Source organism: Indolivaga capnocytophagoides DSM 22835, assembly GCF_000426485.1.
GTDB lineage: Bacteria > Bacteroidota > Bacteroidia > Bacteroidales > Dysgonomonadaceae > Dysgonomonas_A > Dysgonomonas_A capnocytophagoides.
Map to the genome: position 1 here is coordinate 19,699 of NZ_AUFL01000018.1, position 18,706 is coordinate 38,404.

Consider the following 18,706-nt stretch of genomic DNA (forward strand, 5'->3'; position numbering starts at 1 on the left):
AATCAATTGGTTACCAAACCAAAATTCCACTTCATGAAAAACGAAACAAGTAAATCATACGCCTTCGGTGTCACGCTCATCGCCACACTCGGAGGTTTGCTCTTCGGATACGACACAGCCGTCATATCGGGAACTGTAGAATCGCTGCGGCATTTTTTCATCGATCCCATGAATTTATCTCCTTTCGAGGCTAGTGCAATGGAAGGCTTTGTTGTCAGCAGCGCACTTATCGGATGTATTGTCGGTGCAGCCATTGCCGGATGGCTGAGCCAGCACTTTGGCCGTAAGCCTGCTCTATTTGCAGCTGCTGTTTTATTTTTCCTTGCTGCTATAGGATCAGCATGGCCCGAAATCGGCTATCATATGCCCGATGCAGGAGATCATACATTCGTGTATCATTTTGTATTTTACCGCATATTAGGAGGTATCGGTGTAGGTATAGCTTCTATGGTTTCTCCGATGTATATTGCAGAAATAGCCCCACCGTCGAAAAGAGGGAGTTTGGTCGCTTTAAATCAATTCGCTATTATATTTGGTATGCTGGTGGTATATTTTGTTAATTACTTTATTGCCAAACAAGATTCAGGAACCGGAGAATGGCTACATTCTGTAGGTTGGAGATATATGTTTGCATCTTTGGCGATTCCTTCGGGATTATTCTTCCTGCTTTTATTCTTTGCTCCCGAAACACCCAGATGGCTGGTTATGAAGGGAAAAACAGATAAAGCTCACAATATACTATCAAAATTAGTAGGTTCTGTTGAAGCCGATCAGGAAATTAAAGAAATCAAGCATAGTTTCGATAAAGAACAAGAATCATCACTTAAGCCATACTATAAATTCATGATGACATGGTTAGTGTTATTCGTTATCGGATATCTTGTTCTTCAATTTAGTCAAGTATCTAGTGGGCTTGAAATAGCAATGATCTTCAGTTTCCTCATCGCACTTGTCGTACCGATCAAATCTTATGGTTTTGCCATTATCATCACAGGGCTTTTACTATCTGCATTCCAGCAGTTTGTCGGAATCAATGTCGTTTTGTACTACGCTCCCGAAATCTTCAAGAGTATGGGTGCAGACACAGACAGTTCTTTATTACAGACTATCATTGTCGGAATCGTGAATCTGTCATTTACTACATTGGCAATTCTTACAGTAGATAAATTCGGCCGTAAGCCTTTACTTATAACCGGAGCGTTGGTTATGGCTGTATCGATGCTGGGATTAGGCTCTTCTTTTGCGGCAGATCTTCCTGGTGGACTTAAGCTCGTCTTTATGCTGACTTATACTGCGGGTTTTGCCATGTCATGGGGACCTGTATGTTGGGTTATGCTTGCAGAAGTATTTCCAAACTCAGTACGTTCGGCTGTTATGTCTATTGCTGTTGCAGCTCAATGGGTATCAAACTTCCTTGTGTCATGGACATTCCCTATAATGGATAAAAATGAAACGCTTATCAGTACTTTTAACCATGGTTTCTCTTACTGGGTATATGGCGCAATGGCTGTCCTTGCTGCCTTATTTGTTTGGAAAAAAATTCCCGAAACAAAAGGTAAGACTCTGGAAGACATGGAAAATCTTTGGAAAAAGTAATATTCTTAACACTATAAATAGGAAAACAGGCTATATTTCTCAATAGCCTGTTTTTAATATAGAAAAACCAGTAATTCTATTTAGTTATTATCTTATTCAATATTGAACGTAATAGCTCTGTCGGGCAAGGTTAACTTATAATTCTTTAATCTACAAATATACTTTCTTTAGAGGTAAAATCCGATTACAAAAGAGTCAGTAACTAATAAGAAAGCCTCAGAATTTTATTCCGAGGCTTTCTTATTTTTGATCACTTTTTTCTTCTTTTTAGTAAAAAGCGATTTTATTTTTTTTACTACTAATCCTATTAACATAGGCTGCACTACTTCCCAAATTAAAGGAGCCGCCCCCATAAGCATTGGAGCAAATCTAGATATAGAGGACTCTTCTTCAATATCTTCATCCTCCTTCTGTCTCGTTCGAGACTTCTTTCCACCTGTAAATAAAGAGAATATATCGCCAAAACCTGATTTCGTAGAAGAGAAAACCGAACCTATCAATAAACGTCCAAAATTTTCACGGGCATAGCCGACTCTCTCCAATAAATGCTGTTCCTGTTCTGCACATTCACACGTGAGACGAGCCTTTTCTTCACGAAGTTTTTCTATTGGAGTCAGTTCATTCTTCATCTTCTTCTATTTTCTGAATTGTACGGATAGTCATATTTACAATGTAACGGCGTAATAATCTTCGACAGACATATACTCCTAACAGCATTAATAAAATAATAACTATAAGAATTCCAAATCCGGCAGAATAATTATGTAAGGCTTCTCCGATAAAAAGAGCAATACCAAAAAGGAATAGGCCAAATAAAATCAACGCCAAAACAGCTATTATCAAGCTATATATAATATAAGAAGATGTACTTGCCACCTTTTCGTAAACCTTGAGCTTAGCCAAGGTTATACGCTTATCTATATAGCTTGATAAATCAGCTTTGGACTCGTCGATGAGTTCCGAAAAGTCTTGATATTCGTTTTTTTCGTTATCAATCTTCATCCTCTACCAGATCTTCCAGAGCCTCCTCGGCTTTCGAGGCTGAACCCTTTACATTGCTTTTTACTTTTTCAACTAATTTATTGATTTCTTTAAGCCATTCTTCTTTTTTATCAGAAGCTGCAACATATCCGGCGGCTGCACCTACGGCTGCACCGATTGCCAGAAATAGTAAATTTGAATTTGATTTTCCCATTTTTATAGTTCAATTATGTTAATAACAATTTATTGATATATTCTTAACAAAGATATGTTTCTTTTGTTTTTGGCACTCGCCTAAAGTAATATTTTTTGAGAATATTACTATAAAAATCCACCTATAATTAACCTTTGTTAATATGCGACCAAGTAACAAAAGCATTTAGTGATTCATTCTGAAATACTAACTAGTTGTTGATATTATACCCAGAAAGTTAACCAAAAGGACTGCGGCCTAATCCAGAGCTTCTCCAAATAATGTAGCCGAAGTATTACCTGTGACTTTCACATTCACAAACTCTCCGATACGATGATTACCTTTATCAAAAATAATCACTTTATTCTGAGATGACCTTCCGAATAGTTGCTCTTTAGATCTCTTCGAAAATCCTTCGACCAAAACTTCGAAAGTCTTACCTACATCATGTTTATTGCTTTCGAGCGATAATTCATTCTGTAGATTTATAATTTGCTGCAGACGTTCTATTTTGATATCTTCCGAAATATCATCTGCCAATTTTTTTGCGGCATATGTGCCGGGACGTTCCGAATATTTAAACATAAAAGCAGAATCAAAGCCAACCTCCTTCATTAAAGATAAAGTTTCCTGGTGATCTTCTTCTGTTTCGGAATGATATCCGCACATTATATCGGTTGATAATCCACAACCCGGAATAATACGTTTTATGGCAGTAATGCGATCCAAATACAATTCGCGGTTATATTTACGTTTCATAATGCCAAGCATACGGGTACTTCCCGATTGTACAGGCAAATGTATAAATTTACACAGGTTATCATATTTGGCAATCATTTCCAAAGTGTCATCAGTCATATCGGTCGGATATGATGTTGTAAAACGAATGCGCATTTTAGGTGCTGCTAATGCTACTAATTCCAACAAAGCCGTGAAATCGGTAACCTTACCACCTTCGTCTTCAAATTTGTATGAATTAACATTCTGACCGAGCAAGGTTACTTCTTTAAAACCTTTTTCTCTAAGATCTTTTAATTCATTCAATATACTTTGAGGATCACGGCTTCGTTCACGACCTCTGGTATAAGGTACAATACAATAAGTACAGACTTTATCGCATCCACGCATAATGGATATAAAACCCGAAATATGATTTCCCCCGATTTTTAAAGGGATTACATCTTTGTAAGTTTCTGTTTTAGACAATTTTACATTAATTGCTTTCTCGCCTCGCTCGGCAGCTCCGACCAGATTAGGCAAATCAAGGTATGCGTCGGGTCCTACAACTACATCAGCATGATGCTTTTCCAGCAGTTCTTCTTTAGCCCGTTCTGCCATACAGCCTAATACTCCGATAATAAGGTCTTTATTTTTCTTGCGTTTAATAGCATTGAAATATTCCAGACGCTGAATAACTCTCTGTTCGGCATTATCCCTTACGGAACAAGTGTTAACAAACACGGCATCTGCATCCTCCAGCTTATCGGTCATTACATAGCCATCCATTTCCATTACAGAGGCTACTACCTCACTATCTGCTACGTTCATCTGACAACCATAAGTTTCGATGAACAATTTTCGGTCAGTCGTGGATTTAAAGTCCAGTCCTTGTTCGTTGATCATAATTTTTTAATTTTATATTTATATACAATAAAAATAAGGGCAAAGATAATTCTTTTGCCCTATACTTGAAAAAAGAGTGAAATTTATATCCTCTCCATACTACTACCTAGCTCGTTATAAAGTAATTTTTATTTATATATTATATATAGTTATGGTTATAGGATTAAGCGTATTCGGGGTAAAGCTGGATGTCGTTGAGTAACCTACAACCGGAGCAAATCGTATTACCAAATAATCAGAAGTTACACAATAACCGGCATATAACGATACTGTAAAGGAATTTATTCTCGCCCCTGTAGACAGGGGAGTCGCCTGATAATATTCTATTACATCAGCCAAATTAGAACCTATGCCTGAATAATACGCATCATATTCCATTGATTGTACCTGTGTATCATTTTTAGCCAGATAAACATATAGGCTCTGAATCGAACTTCCAGGAGTAGAAGAAGTTGAATTGTTAGTCCCGTATATATTTAATGTCACAAAATACCGTCCATTAGCAGGAACACGTATTTTATATCCACCCTCTACAGTCATAGTCCCATCCATGCTGACCAGTCCTGCATATGTAGCTACTCGGGAGGGAAAAGAAGTTGAAGTCACTCTGAACTGCCCCAATATACCAATGTTCGGAGCTGGACGCCATGTCGTTGTCTGACCATCTCCCTCTAAATACAAAATAGAGGGAACACCTAGTGCCGGAGTTAACTTTAAAGCTTCTTGTCCAGTTATACTTTTATTATCGGTTATATCCAATTTTGTTCCGGGAGTAATTGTTCCTACTCCTAATTTTCCATCATTAGAGATAACTATATCGTTCGATTGTTGTAAATCCGATAATGGGCTTGTTAAATCTTGAGGATTATCCCCTGCTCCGTCAATATGAAATACCGAACGAGGGTATTCTGTATTGATACCCACTTGTGCCTGAACCTGATTAAACATTACAGGTAATATAGAACTGCAGATAAGGACTAGTATATATTTTTTTTTCATTGCTTAATGATCTATAATTTGTAAAAAATGACAGATTGAGTATCAAATGTTTTTGCAGAAGAAGTATTACCTGTCCAGGTTCTATCCATGTAAAGATATTCTCCGGAAACACCAGTAAATGTCACATTGATATAAAGTATATCATCTTTAAGTACATCCTGAGCTACAAGGCTCATAAATGTAGTCGAATACTGATTCGTTTCCATAGAGGGTTGATCTGTAACCGCCTGACAAACAATATCCGCGACACCGACTCTTTTTCGCTTTAGTTCGTAACGAATCTGAACCGAGCGTCTCACCTTTGATGTAAAACGAAGAGCCGGAGACCATCTGACAATAACGGCATAAGATCCGTCAGATTGAACTTTTATCCCATTACTATCCTCAGTATCAAGCAATATTTGCTTTGTTGTGTTGTTATTTATAGTAGTGGCTACGGGCAAAAAGGAAAATTTGCGTCCTCCATTCCCTTTAGTTATCCCCCAAAATGCATTACCACTGCTATCACCCAACAATACAGCCCCTGTCGATGTCGAGGTTCTCAAACGAAATGCTGAATAAGGTGCGTCTGATTTAATATGCAATCGAGAGGTGGGAGTTATTGTTCCTACTCCCATATTACCATCAGAGGTTATGACCACATCATTAGATTCAGATAAAGAGTTTATAATCGGATTATTATCCGCAGCAGCATCTAGATGAAACACTCCTCTTATATCTTCTGTATTAATACCAACCTGAGCTTTTAACCCACAAGAGATCAACATAAAATAAAAGAGAATCAAACGATATTGCTTTTTTATTTTTTTCATACTTCAAAATCTTAACAATAAAACCATTATATATTATATACGGCAACACTGGGAAAATAAATAATATTAGGATACTGTGCTGCTGCAAGAGATTGCCCCATTTGCCAAGTTATTCCCGAATTGTCAGCCGGAGTAACCGTTATAGCATATAAATCACCTTTTTTTAAGTCGACACCATACAGAGATGTAATAAATGTACTTCTACGAAAAGTACCTGTACCTACATCTGTCCGTACCCTATCAAATACTAAAATCTCATCAACAGGGTTTCCTGATATTACAGGTGTACCGCCCGATACCGTTATTCTATAAAGTCGGACATAAGCTTTGGGTGTAAAAAAAGCATCTGAAACAACTGTCGTACCTCCATTAATACTACCCCACCAACGAAAATTAAAAACATAGGTTCCATCAGCTTGAATTGTTAGTACGCCTGGAGTTGGATTGCTGCTTAATGTTCCATTGTCTTCTTTTACCAAATTAAAAGGTACTACGGTATTTACATTGTAATTACAGATTACCGCTGTTTTTCCTGGCGAATTCATTCGATAAACTTTACCGTTAAGCGTTATGGCCGGAATCCAGGAACCTCTACCTTCCGAATCTGAAGCTAAGAACTTATCACCTGTACCTTCCGAAGTATCTTCGATACGAATAAAAGAATTAGCTGCACCTTTATCAATATGTACGTGTGATGAAGGGTTTAATGTTCCTATGCCTATAGATCCATCTTTAGTTACAAGTATATCATCGGCAAATCCGGCTGTCCCTGTTGAGCTAGTATTTCCCAATGGATCAACATGAAACACTCCTTGAGGAAATTTAGTATTAATACCTACTTGGGAGAATAGTGGTATTAAGCAAATAAGCCCAAATACACATAAATAGATTTTTTTCATTGTCATTTGTTTGAATATTGAGGTCATAGACCTTGTTGTTATTATTCTGAGTTATAATTGGTGGCAAAAGAAACAGTAAAGTGCATTCGCTGCACCTTACTGCATAATGAAACCGGTTGGCGTACTGATATAATTTCAAAGCAAGTTCAGAACGACAACAAATAAACAACAACAAAACTGCCTTGATAAACAGTTTGCCGCACCGGATTTCAGTAAGAAAATTGATATATATTAATTGAGGTATAGATACACGAAAAACTACTCCGTCATTTTGACACAATAGAAATTTTGTTTTGTTAAAAAAATGATTAGTTACGCAAGGTGCGTCTCTCTCTCTCTCTCTCTCTCTCTCTCTCTCTCTCTCTCTCTAATATTTCACACGACATGGCCAAACTTAAATCGTTAAATATTAAGTTTATTTCGAAGTTTTTATGTGTGAAATAAATGAGCATCCGTTATACGTTAAATAATATAGTTGTTCTGTTGGCAAATATAGTGATTGTTTTTAATATAGCAAACAAAGATTTTGTGGTATCCTTGTTTGCTATATCTGTGAATAAAAGTGTTTTATTTTATTCAGGCATGCTGATTTATAATATTTTTAAGCCATCTGACCAAAAGCATGATAATTACAGCAGCTATAACACAGGCTATAAAATTCATTAAAAAATAATACGATTTGTTATCGAACAAATCCCACATTCCGGCGACCATACCGCTTAACTTATTTCCGATAGATGTAGACAAAAACCACCCGCCCATCATGAATGATGTTATTTCTTTAGGGCTGACTTTCGACACAAGAGACAGGCCTATGGGGCTGATAAGCAACTCACCCACTGTTATTACACCATATGTCCCGATGAGCCACAATGCGGTCGCCTTATCTGTATAGATATCTGTATATAAAACGGCAGCTGCCATCACCAATGATGATAGACCGGTAATAAGTAATCCCCATCCCATTTTAGCCGGGGTAGAGGGTTCTTTCCCTTTCTTCTTGAGCCGAAAGAAAAAACCAAGAACTACTGGTGTTAGTATTACAATAAAGAATGGATTGATCGATTGGAATATTTCGGTAGATATAAGGCTGACTTTTTCACCATATTCGGGCAGCTTTTCTTTTGGCTGGTTTATAAAATATGAGGGATAGTCATATGATTTAATAACGTTGTGATTTTCATCGACAGCCGTCCGGAGTTTCTCATCCATCAAAGGTACAGAATCTTTCGAATATGTTAATTCCTGCACCATGCCCAATGGTTTCAGGTATTTAGTTGAGGTCTCGGGTATCTCCCGAGCTGTGTAGTTTTCGGCAAAAGTGGTCAAGGCTGTCGCATTTTGTTTGAATACTGCCCAAAATACAACCATAATAAGGAATATACTGAGCAGGGCTTTGATCTGTGCCCGTTCTTCTTTCTTAGACCGGAACAAGAGTGACGCATAAAATACAATCACCGGTATACATCCGAATAAAAAGGCATCGTTAGAATCTGATCCGAAAATATTACCGGGGATCATCCACGCCAATCCGCCACAAGCTATAGCCGGAAGAAAAACATATAGGAGTACTTTGGTTATATCTGAATTCGAATTGGACGACTTCTGAGTTATATCAGCTTCCCTTATATGCCGTGTTCCTATAAGAAAGACAATTAAGCCGACCAGCATTCCTATACCTGCTGCCAGAAATGCGTATCCCCATCCGAAGTTATTACGCATATATGCAGCAACAAAATTACAGATAAACGCCCCTACATTAATACCCATATAAAAGAAGCTGTATCCCGAATCTTTTTTTGATTTGTATTTTTCATCTGAATACAAATTACCGAGCAGAGTAGAGATATTCGGCTTAAAAAATCCGTTACCTATAATAATAAGTAGTATAGATACCCACAAAACCGATTCGCCGGGAACAGCAAGCAGACAATAACCCGCAGCCATCAGTAATCCTCCGATAATGATTGATATACGATATCCCAGCAGTTTATCGGCAATGAGTCCTCCGAGGAAAGGAGTGAGATAAACTAAGCCCAGATATGTGCCGACAATGTCGCTTGCTTTGGATGGACTGAACCCCATACCTTTGCCATCTTTTAGGTAAAGAAGAAATATGCCGAGCATGAGATAATAGCCAAAACGTTCCCACATTTCGGTGAGGAACAGATATTTCAACCCTTTGGGATGAGGTACTTTTTCGGTCGGAGTCGATACTGATTCTGCCATAGATTCTGATATGTATTTAGATGTTTGAAAACCGTAAAGATAGAATTATGATGCTTATCTGCCAAAAAAGAAGAAAAGACAATCTACTAAAGTAAAAATGTCTTTTCTCTCAGGATAATATTTTTTTAATTAAATTACTTTTATCAAAATAGTAAATGGGTCTGATACCTTATTGCATATTTAACCGTTTCACTATAATTTTTGTTGTCATCGGGTCACGATCTCCATAGTTGGTAATTTGCATCTTTGATCCTGCTCCCGGATTATATCCTAATCTGTTGATCAAGGCAAGTTTTTGTCCTTTGGCAGCTTTAGTGGCAAGGGACGTAAAAAAAGTGATTGCATCAGTTATATTTGTAGTTACATCCTGATAAGCTTCATATTCGTCTACAACCGTGCCATCTAAAGTAAGTCGGAGATGAGATGTAGTCATGGTTTGCCTGGTTGCTGCTACTGTGTATTTTCCATACCAGCGAATTTCATATATATAGTATCCGTCAGACGGAACTGTAAATTCAGAACCTGTTAAGGGAATTGTATAATTGCCTAATTCTATCAACTGTGTGGGTAATGCAATTATAGCTTCTATACTACCTGTGGATGGCATTACAGATGACCATGTGGCATTGCCGTCATCGTCAGAAGTGAGCATTTTATCTTTTGTCTGATATCCGTCCAGTATTTGTAAGGGATATCCTGTTCCGGCATCGATACTTAGTTTAGACAGAGGAGTATGCGTACCTATACCTACATTTCCCTTGTAATTTATAACTATGTCGTTATTTATTTCCGAAGCTGTAGGTATTACTGAATTATCTCCGGATCCGTCTATTATCCAAATCTGATTTGATATAGTATTGAGAGTATTAATAGCCACCGATTGGGAGTGCATATCTATACTATAACTGCATAAAGCCAGTATGATTGTGATATATTTTACTTTCATATTTAAAATTTTACTTGTAGTTCTTTTATCAAGATTCTCGAAGTTGTCCACTGTTGAGCTTGAGCTACCTGCACATCACCCGGAGCTTCTATTGATTCTATATAAAGGGACAAAACGTCGTTCTTTTTAGCTTTAGTGTACAATGGTATATAGGATGTTATGGATCTGTTTAGGAAAGGACATTGGTATCGGTAAGAGTCTACTGTGGTAGAACCATTAATTTTGAGCTTTAAAACAATACTTATTCGGCCGATAGAGCTATAACTGGCTGTATAAAATGACCACCAGCGAACTTCGAAAGAATAAAAGCCATCGTGAGGTATTGTAAACGAGCTATTGGGTACTAAGATATCTACTCCTTTGGGGCTCAATGTTGCAGTTGTTATATCTTGCATTGGATATACCTGTCCGACGGGGGGCTGAGGTGCTTCCCAAAACGCATTGCCATTCGCATCCGAAATTAATATCTTGTCGGTGGGATCGGTTGTATCTACTATTTGCAGAGGATAAACTCCTGATACATTTTGTGTATTTATCTCGAGCTTTACTTGTGGGCTAATTGTACCTATTCCCATTCTTCCATCCTTCGTTATTACCACATCATCTTGTTGTTGCATAGCTGTCGGAACTCCAGTTGCCGGATTGGTTGTTGCCGTTGTATACCGAGCATCGACATGGAATAATGTTTGCGGATTTTCGGTATTTATCCCAATTTGGGCAATCGCAGGAATACTTATTATAGTGGCTATAGTTATTAAAATATTTTTCATATATCCATTCGTTTTACGGTTATTTTGCTAATTGTCCATGGTGTAGAGGCATTGTTATTTGTGCTTTGACCAGCTGCAGTTGGTGCAATTCCCGGACGGACTGCTATTGTGATTGTTTTATTTACATCAGCTGTACTTGCTGAATAATAGAGTGCAAAGTAGGCAGTCAAACGATTGGAGTCGACAGTATTAATCGTCACATATACTTCGTATTGGTCGACAGTAACTCCTAGTAGATTCAGGTAAAAATGGGTTGCTGTATTTGACAGAACCATTGGAGCGTTAGCAGGGTATGTAGCCCACCATCTTATATCGAAGGCATAATATCCTTCTTCGGGAACGGTGAAACTCCAGACATTGGAGGCATCTTTTTTTATAGTCGTAATCACTCCAGCAGGAAAATTCTGTGCGGGTAGAGATGTTGTCCCATATACCTGCCCTATTTTACCCATATACTTATAATCTTTCCATGTGGCTTGTCCGCTAGCATTCACAGCAGTCATTATTCTGCCCTTTTTTACATTTGGGTCTACAATTTTCAATACGGCTTTAGGAGATAAACTTGTTGTTCCATCTTCTATAACAACCTTGGCAGACGGATTTATCATTCCTATCCCCATATTACCATTGTTGAGAATTACAACATCATCCAACTGTTGTACTGCATTGGGGATTCCACTGCCTGGATTGGTTGAAGCTGCTGTCGAAGCCCCATCTATGTGGAATACCCCTAGAGGGTTCTGAGTATTTATACCCACTTGAGCATGCAGGAGGATGCCAATAGAGAATCCCCCCATTAATAATAAAAATTTCTTTTTCATTGTTGTTGTTCTTAAGGTCATAGACCCTTCTGTTGTTTATATTTCGAGTAATTGGGGTCATAGACCCTTTTGGTGTATCTGTTTTTGAGTTATTATTAACAATTATCAACAAATCCCTATTAATAGAGATACGCATCAAGGTGCAATCCCTGGCACCCTGATGTGTATATTAGTTGGCTTACAGGCAATCTATTGTATTGTCCGGTATTTGAACGACAACGATATAACAACTCTAACCGGCACAGCCTGCCGAGCCAACTTATCTTGAAATTGGTATATAGTTCTTTGTAATTAATTAAGAATGGCGAAAAGTGACAAAGAAGTTCCATTCTCCGGAACAAAAAGGCAACAATCTGCCCTCGCAGGAGAGAATCATCATTCGCTCGTTGCCCACAAATACGGGTATAACAGAATCCCATCCCTGCGAATTGTCGGTGCAAGAAATATAACACAAGAATAGCCGAAGCATAAAAAAACGCTCCGTCATTTTGACACAATAGAATTTTTGTTTTGATTATTACGCTAGATGCGTCTCTCTCTCTCTCTCTCTCTCTCTCTCTCTCTCTCTCTCTCTCTCTCTCTCTCTCTCTAATATTTCACATGACATAGCCAAGCTTAAACTGTTAAATATTAAGCTTGTTTCGAAGTTTTTATGTGTGAAATAATTGAACATAAACTATGAGCTAAAGGCTTGTTGGGTTGACAAATATAGTGATTGTTTTGGTTTTAACAAAAATACAGAATTATTTATAAGACTTTTAAGACATTATATCACAAGAGGCACAGTATTTAGGATTTTCTGGTATATATCCGTTGGAGGGAAATATCGAGCGGAGCTCACACTACAGTCCTTTTTGAGGAAGTATATCGACAGCGGAAGCTGTTGATGATGTCAAAATAACGTCTAACGGGAATGTCGGTGTCTGGATGTTATCTCCAACAGCCCTCATTGGAAAGATTTATCTATAATATTCCAATTCCAAGTGAAGCAACCCACCCTTACAATCAGGTACTGTTGTTAAAGTAAACGGGATATTTACTGCTGTAGGAGCATAATATTCTATACCATCCACCATAGAGCCATTTTTTAAAAGATAGAAATAAGCACTTATAGCACTAAGGTATACACTACTGGTTTTACCCCACCAACAAATTGTTATCAGATAATTACCTGTTTCGGTTATGGACATGGCTTTTACCAAATTTACCTGAGACCACTAATTATAATTCGGGGGATCAACTTGAGATTAGAATAGGTCCATCTTCGGGCGAACAAACTTGGGTTATTAATGATACAGGGATGATATCTCCTTCTATTTCTATATTCCGCATGTAATAAGAAACATAAACGAGGTATCCTTTTGAGATACCTCGTTTTAGTGCATAGAAGGAAGAGTCAGTCCTCAACTGTTTGAGTTGCTTCATATGCTTTCAACAGTTTGTCTTGTACATCAGATGGTACAAGCTCATAACTCGAAAACTTCATAATGAATGAAGCTCTCCCTCCAGTCAGAGAACTAAGTGTTATTGAATAATTAGACATTTCTTTTAGCGGAACTTTGGCATTGAGTACTTCTATTTCGTTATCGCTTTCCATACCAAGAATGGTAGCTCTGCGATTTTGAAGGTCGCTCATTATATCTCCTAACTTATCGGCAGGAGCAAACACTGTTATATCATACACCGGTTCAAGAATTTTAGGACCTGCATTTCGGAAAGCTTCACTAAACGCATTTCGTCCGGCGAGCATGAATGATATTTCATTAGAATCTACAGGATGCATTTTGCCTTCATATACGATTACACGCACATCACGTGCATATGAACCTGTAAGAGGGCCTTGTTCTAGTCTTGCCATCACACCTTTAATAATAGCAGGCATAAACCTTGAATCGATAGAGCCGCCTACTATACTATTGACAAACACAAGCTTTCCTCCCCAGTCAAGATTAAAAGTCTGCACATCACGTGATTGTATTTTAAATTCCTGCCCATTAAATTTATAACTGTCGGGCATAGGCATACCATCTGTATATGGTTCTACGATTAGATGTACTTCACCGAATTGCCCGGCTCCTCCCGATTGTTTTTTGTGTCGGTAATCGGCTCTCGATGGCTTTGTTATCGTTTCTCGGTACGGAATTCTCGGCTCAGAAAATGCAATACTTATTTTATCGTTATTTTCAAGACGCCATTTCAGAGTTTTGAGGTGAAACTCGCCTTGCCCCGAAACTATCATTTGTTTCAGTTCTTTCGAATTTTCGATAAGCCATGTAGGATCTTCTCCATGCATCCGCTGCAAAGCTTCATTCAGTTTTTCGGCATCCCGTTCATTTACTGGCTTTATTGCTCTGCGGTATTTAGGATCGGGATATTTTATAAAATTAAATTTATTATCCGCTCCTTTTCCATTCAGAGTATTACCGGTTTTTACATCTTTCAGTTTTACAGCTGCCCCGATATCTCCCGCTACCATTTCATCGACTTTGGTGCGCTGCTGTCCCGCTACCGAAAATATTTGCCCGATACGTTCTTTTGATCCTCTGTCGGAATTGTATAAATCGTCTCCTTCTTTAACTGTACCACTCATTACCTTGAAATATGAAATATCTCCGACGTGGGGTTCTATTGTTGATTTGAAGAAGAAAAGGCTGGTTGGTGATTTGGAATCGGGCTTCACTTCTTCCCCTTCGGTATTGACAGGATTTGCCATATCCACTACGTAGGGAACTACGTTTCCGAGAAATTCCATAGTACGTCTCACGCACATATCCCTTGATGCACAGACACAAAAAATAGGATAAATATCTCGCTTAACCAGTCCCCAGCGTATGCCGAATCGCATTTCCTCTTCGGTTAGAGATCCTTGATCGAAGAATTTCTCCATAAGAGAGTCTTCATGTTCAGCAGCTGATTCTACAAGTTTTTGATGAAGTTCTTCAGCTTTGTCTTTTTCTTCATCAGGTATATCTAAAACATCCGGAACACCCCCTTCGGGCTTCCATCTGTACATTTTCATCTTCAGGATATCTATTACGGCATTGAAGTTTTCGCCGCTGTTGAGAGGGTATTGTACGATTACCGCTTTCTCTCCGTATCTTTCTTTCAGTTGTAATACAGTATTATCGAAATCCGCTTTTTCATGGTCGAGTTGGTTTATCACAAACATCACCGGTTTTTGCAGTTTTCTTACATATCTCAACTGATTTATTGAGCCTACCTCTAACCCATATTGTGCATTCAGTACCATTAGTGCAGTGTCCATCACATTGAGAGACGTAACCACGTTACCTATAAAATCGTCGGCTCCGGGGCAATCTATAAAATTGAGCTTTCGATTCATCCATTCTACCGAAAATATACTCGAAAATACAGAATATCCGTATTCTTTTTCTACCGGAAAATAGTCGGTAACGGTGTTTCCCGTGTCCACACTTCCTCTGCGTTTAATTACTCCGGCCTCGAAAAGCATAGCTTCGGCCAATGTCGTTTTACCGGAGCCTGAGCTCCCTAAAATTGCAATGTTTTTAATTTCGTTAGTTTGGTAAGTCTTCATGGTACAAAATATTTATAGGTTACGAGGTCATAGACCTTTTTACTGATATCCGGTAAACATGTTTACAAGTAGACAAGTAAACGAAATACGATTTTCTCAAAATTACGAAATGTTCCGTTGATCTAGTATTGTTAACTGCTTCTATTTTATATGTTTTTGAGCATGAAAAGACTCTTTTGTTATTTGCTTATTGTGTTTCTTGTATGGATGAGAATTCACAAATTCGGGTAAATAAGAAAGCAATCTTATTTACCCGAATAATATTGAGCTGAATGATATGATCTTACTTTTTTGTTACAAAAACTATATTTATAAATGAATTGGGACCTAATAGAGTGCTTTTAACATCGTAATTTATTACTCCTGATGTGGAAATACTGTTAATCTTAACAACATCCGTATCGTAATAAGTTATTACATAATCGATGTCGGTTGGCGTATATCGTGCTGAAGGTATCATACTTAAAGCTGCATTATTTGTTTTATACAGGCTGTTTCCTGATTGTATAAATTGTTTTTTATAAACATTGTTATATAGATCGAATGTATAGCCTGTACCGATAGCAGATGTAGGGAGATCAAAAACAGGAAGATAAAAATACTGTCCGGGTTGATCTATGCTTTGCCATAAAGATCCATCGAAGTAATAATATCCAACTCGTGTAACTTTCGCCGTCTTGGTTGTTATTGTTCCATCTATTGTAGTAATATATATAAGAGACCCTGTTTGCGCTGCTGTGTATTGAGCATCTTTACTTATTAATTGGGAGCGTGTAAGATTAGGTGCAATAATACCTTCAGCAGTAGAGTTCCCTGTGGATACAGGTGTTACATGAAGACTGGCTTTTGCAGTACCTGTTACTATTCCCACCTGAGCAATAATATTGTGAGATATGAGTATTGTCAGGCTAAATAGTAAACATTTAATTATTGTTGTCATAATTATTTCTTTTATTTATTAAGGCCTCTGATATGAGGATTACATCGAAGTGCACATGAATTTATCTTCATCACAGAACTTGTCGATAATTCGACACCATTGCTCGAATTATAAGCTGTTATAGTAATAGTATAAGTTCCGGCTTTCTTATATGCGTAATTTTCAGTATAGGTGCCTATCGATGGGCTTGTATATATTTTCACAGCACCTGTTGTACCATCTCCGAAATCCAATACTATTTTAGACACATTATTAAATCCCATACCATTATGTATATTCAGTTTGTAAGATGTTGTAATTTCGGCACAACCTTCGGAGTTCGTAGGAGGATCGATCTCCATTCTGAACCACGGAGCTGCAAAGTTGGGTAATCCCCAGAAAGCAAGTCCAGGTAAAATATTATTAATCTTATATATTTTCATATTTGAAGGATCTTCGGGGTTGTCTATTACAAATATTCCTGTGGAACCAAACCGAGGAAGGTACATTCGTCCATCCGGTCCTGTTTGTATAGCTCCGAAATGGTCGGTAACTCCATTTGTCAAGGATACCGGATTGACTATTGATTTTATAGGATTAATTGTATTAGGAGTAGAAGTTGTCAGTAATGCATTAAAATCATAAACGAGTAAACCTGTTGTATTATTTGTATTTACACTTCCGGGAGCATATGTCAGGTATACATATTTACCGCTAGCAGAAAAATCAACACCATATCCATAACCTCCGGTTGATAAAGCTCCGGTTCTAACCTTTAAGTTGCTGATGATTCCTGTTGAGGGATTAAAATCTCCATAGGCAAAAAACTTATTACTGAAATCGATCCATACAAAATGCTGCCCGTCAGATGTGAATTTTATATACCCACCGGGAGCTGTTGGAGTAGTTGCCATGCCTACGGTAACAACGCTGTGTCGAGCTGTCTGTACTCCTGCTGAAGTTACTTTCCATACATTCAAATAGCTATTTGTAGTGGTACGACCGGGAGCAACTATCCAAAAATCATTTCGGTTGGAATGTCTTACAGCACCAACAGACTCACCCAATGCTCCAGATTGCCCGGATAAAAGAATATTCTTTCGGGTTAAGTCTACTTCTCCGAGCCCTCCGTTTTTGCTCATATCTACAATGGAATACGATAGATTATTTGTATTGTTAATACCTAAGGTTACTGCAACATATTGGGTTGTGCTATATGGATATGGGAAGATTATTCCTGATTGAGCAGAAGAGCTATGACCAGTCAACCCTGATCCGTTTGCCATAACAGCCATATTTTTATTCCATATTGTCATTCCGTCTGAAAAGAACAACAGGTTTCCATCTACATCAGATATGGCAAAACATCCTTCATACGTAGCCAGAGGTGACCCTGTTATTTTAGCTGGCATATTAGAGAGCGTAGCATTAGCTGTACCATATACACCGGTTGCAGCATAACTAGTTGTATTTTTCCATGTTAGAGCTGCATTATAACCGAAAAACCAATTACTGTTTTCCTTTTGTGCATAAGAAAGAAATGTAATCGATATTAATAATACTGTTATACTTATTTTTTTATACATACTTTCTGTTTATTTTTTCACAACTAAAACAATATTGATAAATGAATTATTGTCGGGGTTCGTATTCAGTACATCATAATTCATTACACCGGTATTAGAAATACTATTCACCTTAATGATGGTATTATCATAATAAGTTACCACAAAATCCAGCTGATTTGCATTGTATATAGTAGGTATCTGTGTCAAAGAATTATTACTGCTGACAAAGGTTGAATTACCTGATTTTGTAAATTGCATTTTATAGACATTAGTATACAAATCATAAGTTTTACCTGTTCCTACTAATGTTACCGGCAAATTAAATGATGGCAGATACAAAAATTCAGGAATATAATCCATGGGTTGCCATATTGCACCATCGAAATAATAATACCCTCCGATTGTGATCTTAGCTGTTTTTGTTGTCAGTGTTCCGTCCAGAGTTGTAACATATATATATGCGCCTTTCTGATCAACTCCATATTGAGAATCTTTGCTGATTACTTGTGATCTGGTCAGGTTCGGAGCAATAATACCTTCGGCCGTTGTTGCGCCGGTAGTCTGGGGCATTACATGTAGAGTGGCTTTTGGTGTGTCGGTGTTGATTCCTACTTGTGCTTGTAATAAGCCGACTGATAATAAGCCGAAAATAGATAGATAAAATTTTTTCATGACTATATCGTTGATTGTTGTTTTTGAGGTCAGAGACCTTATTGTTGTTTATATTTCGAGTTGTTAGGATCACAGACCCATTTTTTATACATGCTACAGGGACGTATTGAATACGCCCGTCT

The 18,706-nt window shown here is 37.8% G+C and carries 19 protein-coding genes; 2 read left to right on the top strand and 17 right to left on the bottom strand.

The genetic code is table 11. The features are described from left to right. Positions 1 to 33: 33 nt before the first annotated feature. Entirely contained in the window at positions 34 to 1,596 is a 1,563-nt protein-coding gene (gene xylE, locus K322_RS0110580; protein WP_026626868.1) for a D-xylose transporter XylE, read from the top strand. Positions 1,597 to 1,820: 224 nt separating this feature from the next. Here the strand turns inward: xylE and K322_RS0110585 are convergent, their stop codons facing one another. From K322_RS0110585 to K322_RS20310, 11 genes are all read right to left on the bottom strand, one after another. Next, positions 1,821 to 2,225 (bottom strand): hypothetical protein, encoded by a 405-nt coding sequence (locus tag K322_RS0110585; protein WP_026626869.1) that lies wholly within the window; start codon positions 2,223 to 2,225, stop codon positions 1,821 to 1,823. Further along, the gene (locus K322_RS19160; protein WP_051290755.1) at positions 2,215 to 2,598 is read right to left on the bottom strand and encodes a phage holin family protein; all 384 of its coding nucleotides are present in this window, start codon (positions 2,596 to 2,598) and stop codon (positions 2,215 to 2,217) included. The genes K322_RS0110585 and K322_RS19160 overlap by 11 nt, the downstream gene beginning before the upstream one ends. Next, a complete protein-coding gene (locus K322_RS0110595; RefSeq protein WP_026626870.1) occupies positions 2,588 to 2,791 on the bottom strand; it encodes a YtxH domain-containing protein in 204 nt (67 codons plus the stop codon). Before K322_RS0110595 ends, K322_RS19160 begins: the two co-directional genes overlap by 11 nt. Before the next feature lie 237 nt (positions 2,792 to 3,028). After that, the gene (gene miaB / locus K322_RS0110600; protein ID WP_026626871.1) at positions 3,029 to 4,393 is read right to left on the bottom strand and encodes a tRNA (N6-isopentenyl adenosine(37)-C2)-methylthiotransferase MiaB; all 1,365 of its coding nucleotides are present in this window, start codon (positions 4,391 to 4,393) and stop codon (positions 3,029 to 3,031) included. Positions 4,394 to 4,525: 132 nt separating this feature from the next. Next, entirely contained in the window at positions 4,526 to 5,392 is an 867-nt protein-coding gene (locus tag K322_RS0110605; protein ID WP_026626872.1) for a hypothetical protein, read from the bottom strand. 11 nt (positions 5,393 to 5,403) lie between these two features. Then, the gene (locus K322_RS20295) at positions 5,404 to 6,204 is read right to left on the bottom strand and encodes a hypothetical protein (RefSeq protein WP_026626873.1); all 801 of its coding nucleotides are present in this window, start codon (positions 6,202 to 6,204) and stop codon (positions 5,404 to 5,406) included. A gap of 26 nt (positions 6,205 to 6,230) precedes the next feature. Further along, entirely contained in the window at positions 6,231 to 7,103 is an 873-nt protein-coding gene (locus tag K322_RS20300) for a hypothetical protein (protein WP_051290756.1), read from the bottom strand. A 576-nt stretch (positions 7,104 to 7,679) separates the two neighbouring features. Continuing rightward, positions 7,680 to 9,332: a peptide MFS transporter gene (locus tag K322_RS0110620; protein WP_035331897.1), complete on the bottom strand. Its 1,653-nt coding sequence runs from the start codon at positions 9,330 to 9,332 to the stop codon at positions 7,680 to 7,682. Between the two features lie 169 nt (positions 9,333 to 9,501). Next, on the bottom strand, positions 9,502 to 10,278 hold the full coding sequence (locus tag K322_RS0110625) for a hypothetical protein (RefSeq protein WP_026626876.1): 777 nt from the start codon (positions 10,276 to 10,278) through the stop codon (positions 9,502 to 9,504). Positions 10,279 to 10,280: 2 nt separating this feature from the next. Beyond that, a complete protein-coding gene (locus K322_RS20305) occupies positions 10,281 to 11,048 on the bottom strand; it encodes a hypothetical protein (protein ID WP_026626877.1) in 768 nt (255 codons plus the stop codon). Beyond that, positions 11,045 to 11,869, bottom strand: coding sequence for a hypothetical protein (locus K322_RS20310; protein WP_026626878.1), 825 nt, complete (start codon positions 11,867 to 11,869; stop codon positions 11,045 to 11,047). Before K322_RS20310 ends, K322_RS20305 begins: the two co-directional genes overlap by 4 nt. 301 nt (positions 11,870 to 12,170) lie before the next feature. Here K322_RS20310 and K322_RS20845 point away from each other — a divergent pair, with 301 nt between their 5' ends. Continuing rightward, positions 12,171 to 12,329 (top strand): hypothetical protein, encoded by a 159-nt coding sequence (locus tag K322_RS20845; protein WP_157279428.1) that lies wholly within the window; start codon positions 12,171 to 12,173, stop codon positions 12,327 to 12,329. A 499-nt stretch (positions 12,330 to 12,828) separates the two neighbouring features. Here the strand turns inward: K322_RS20845 and K322_RS0110645 are convergent, their stop codons facing one another. The 6 genes from K322_RS0110645 to K322_RS0110665 form a co-directional block, all read right to left on the bottom strand. Beyond that, on the bottom strand, positions 12,829 to 13,059 hold the full coding sequence (locus K322_RS0110645; protein WP_026626879.1) for a hypothetical protein: 231 nt from the start codon (positions 13,057 to 13,059) through the stop codon (positions 12,829 to 12,831). 46 nt (positions 13,060 to 13,105) lie between these two features. After that, the gene (locus K322_RS20850) at positions 13,106 to 13,294 is read right to left on the bottom strand and encodes a hypothetical protein (RefSeq protein WP_134436712.1); all 189 of its coding nucleotides are present in this window, start codon (positions 13,292 to 13,294) and stop codon (positions 13,106 to 13,108) included. Further along, positions 13,266 to 15,425 (bottom strand): elongation factor G, encoded by a 2,160-nt coding sequence (locus K322_RS0110650; RefSeq protein WP_026626880.1) that lies wholly within the window; start codon positions 15,423 to 15,425, stop codon positions 13,266 to 13,268. Before K322_RS0110650 ends, K322_RS20850 begins: the two co-directional genes overlap by 29 nt. A 283-nt stretch (positions 15,426 to 15,708) precedes the next feature. Beyond that, positions 15,709 to 16,365: a hypothetical protein gene (locus K322_RS0110655; RefSeq protein ID WP_026626881.1), complete on the bottom strand. Its 657-nt coding sequence runs from the start codon at positions 16,363 to 16,365 to the stop codon at positions 15,709 to 15,711. An 11-nt stretch (positions 16,366 to 16,376) separates the two neighbouring features. Further along, positions 16,377 to 17,930, bottom strand: a complete 1,554-nt coding sequence (locus tag K322_RS0110660; RefSeq protein WP_026626882.1) for a hypothetical protein — start codon at positions 17,928 to 17,930, stop codon at positions 16,377 to 16,379. 9 nt (positions 17,931 to 17,939) lie between these two features. Beyond that, positions 17,940 to 18,584 (bottom strand): hypothetical protein, encoded by a 645-nt coding sequence (locus tag K322_RS0110665; RefSeq protein WP_026626883.1) that lies wholly within the window; start codon positions 18,582 to 18,584, stop codon positions 17,940 to 17,942. Between the last annotated feature and the right edge of the window lie 122 nt (positions 18,585 to 18,706).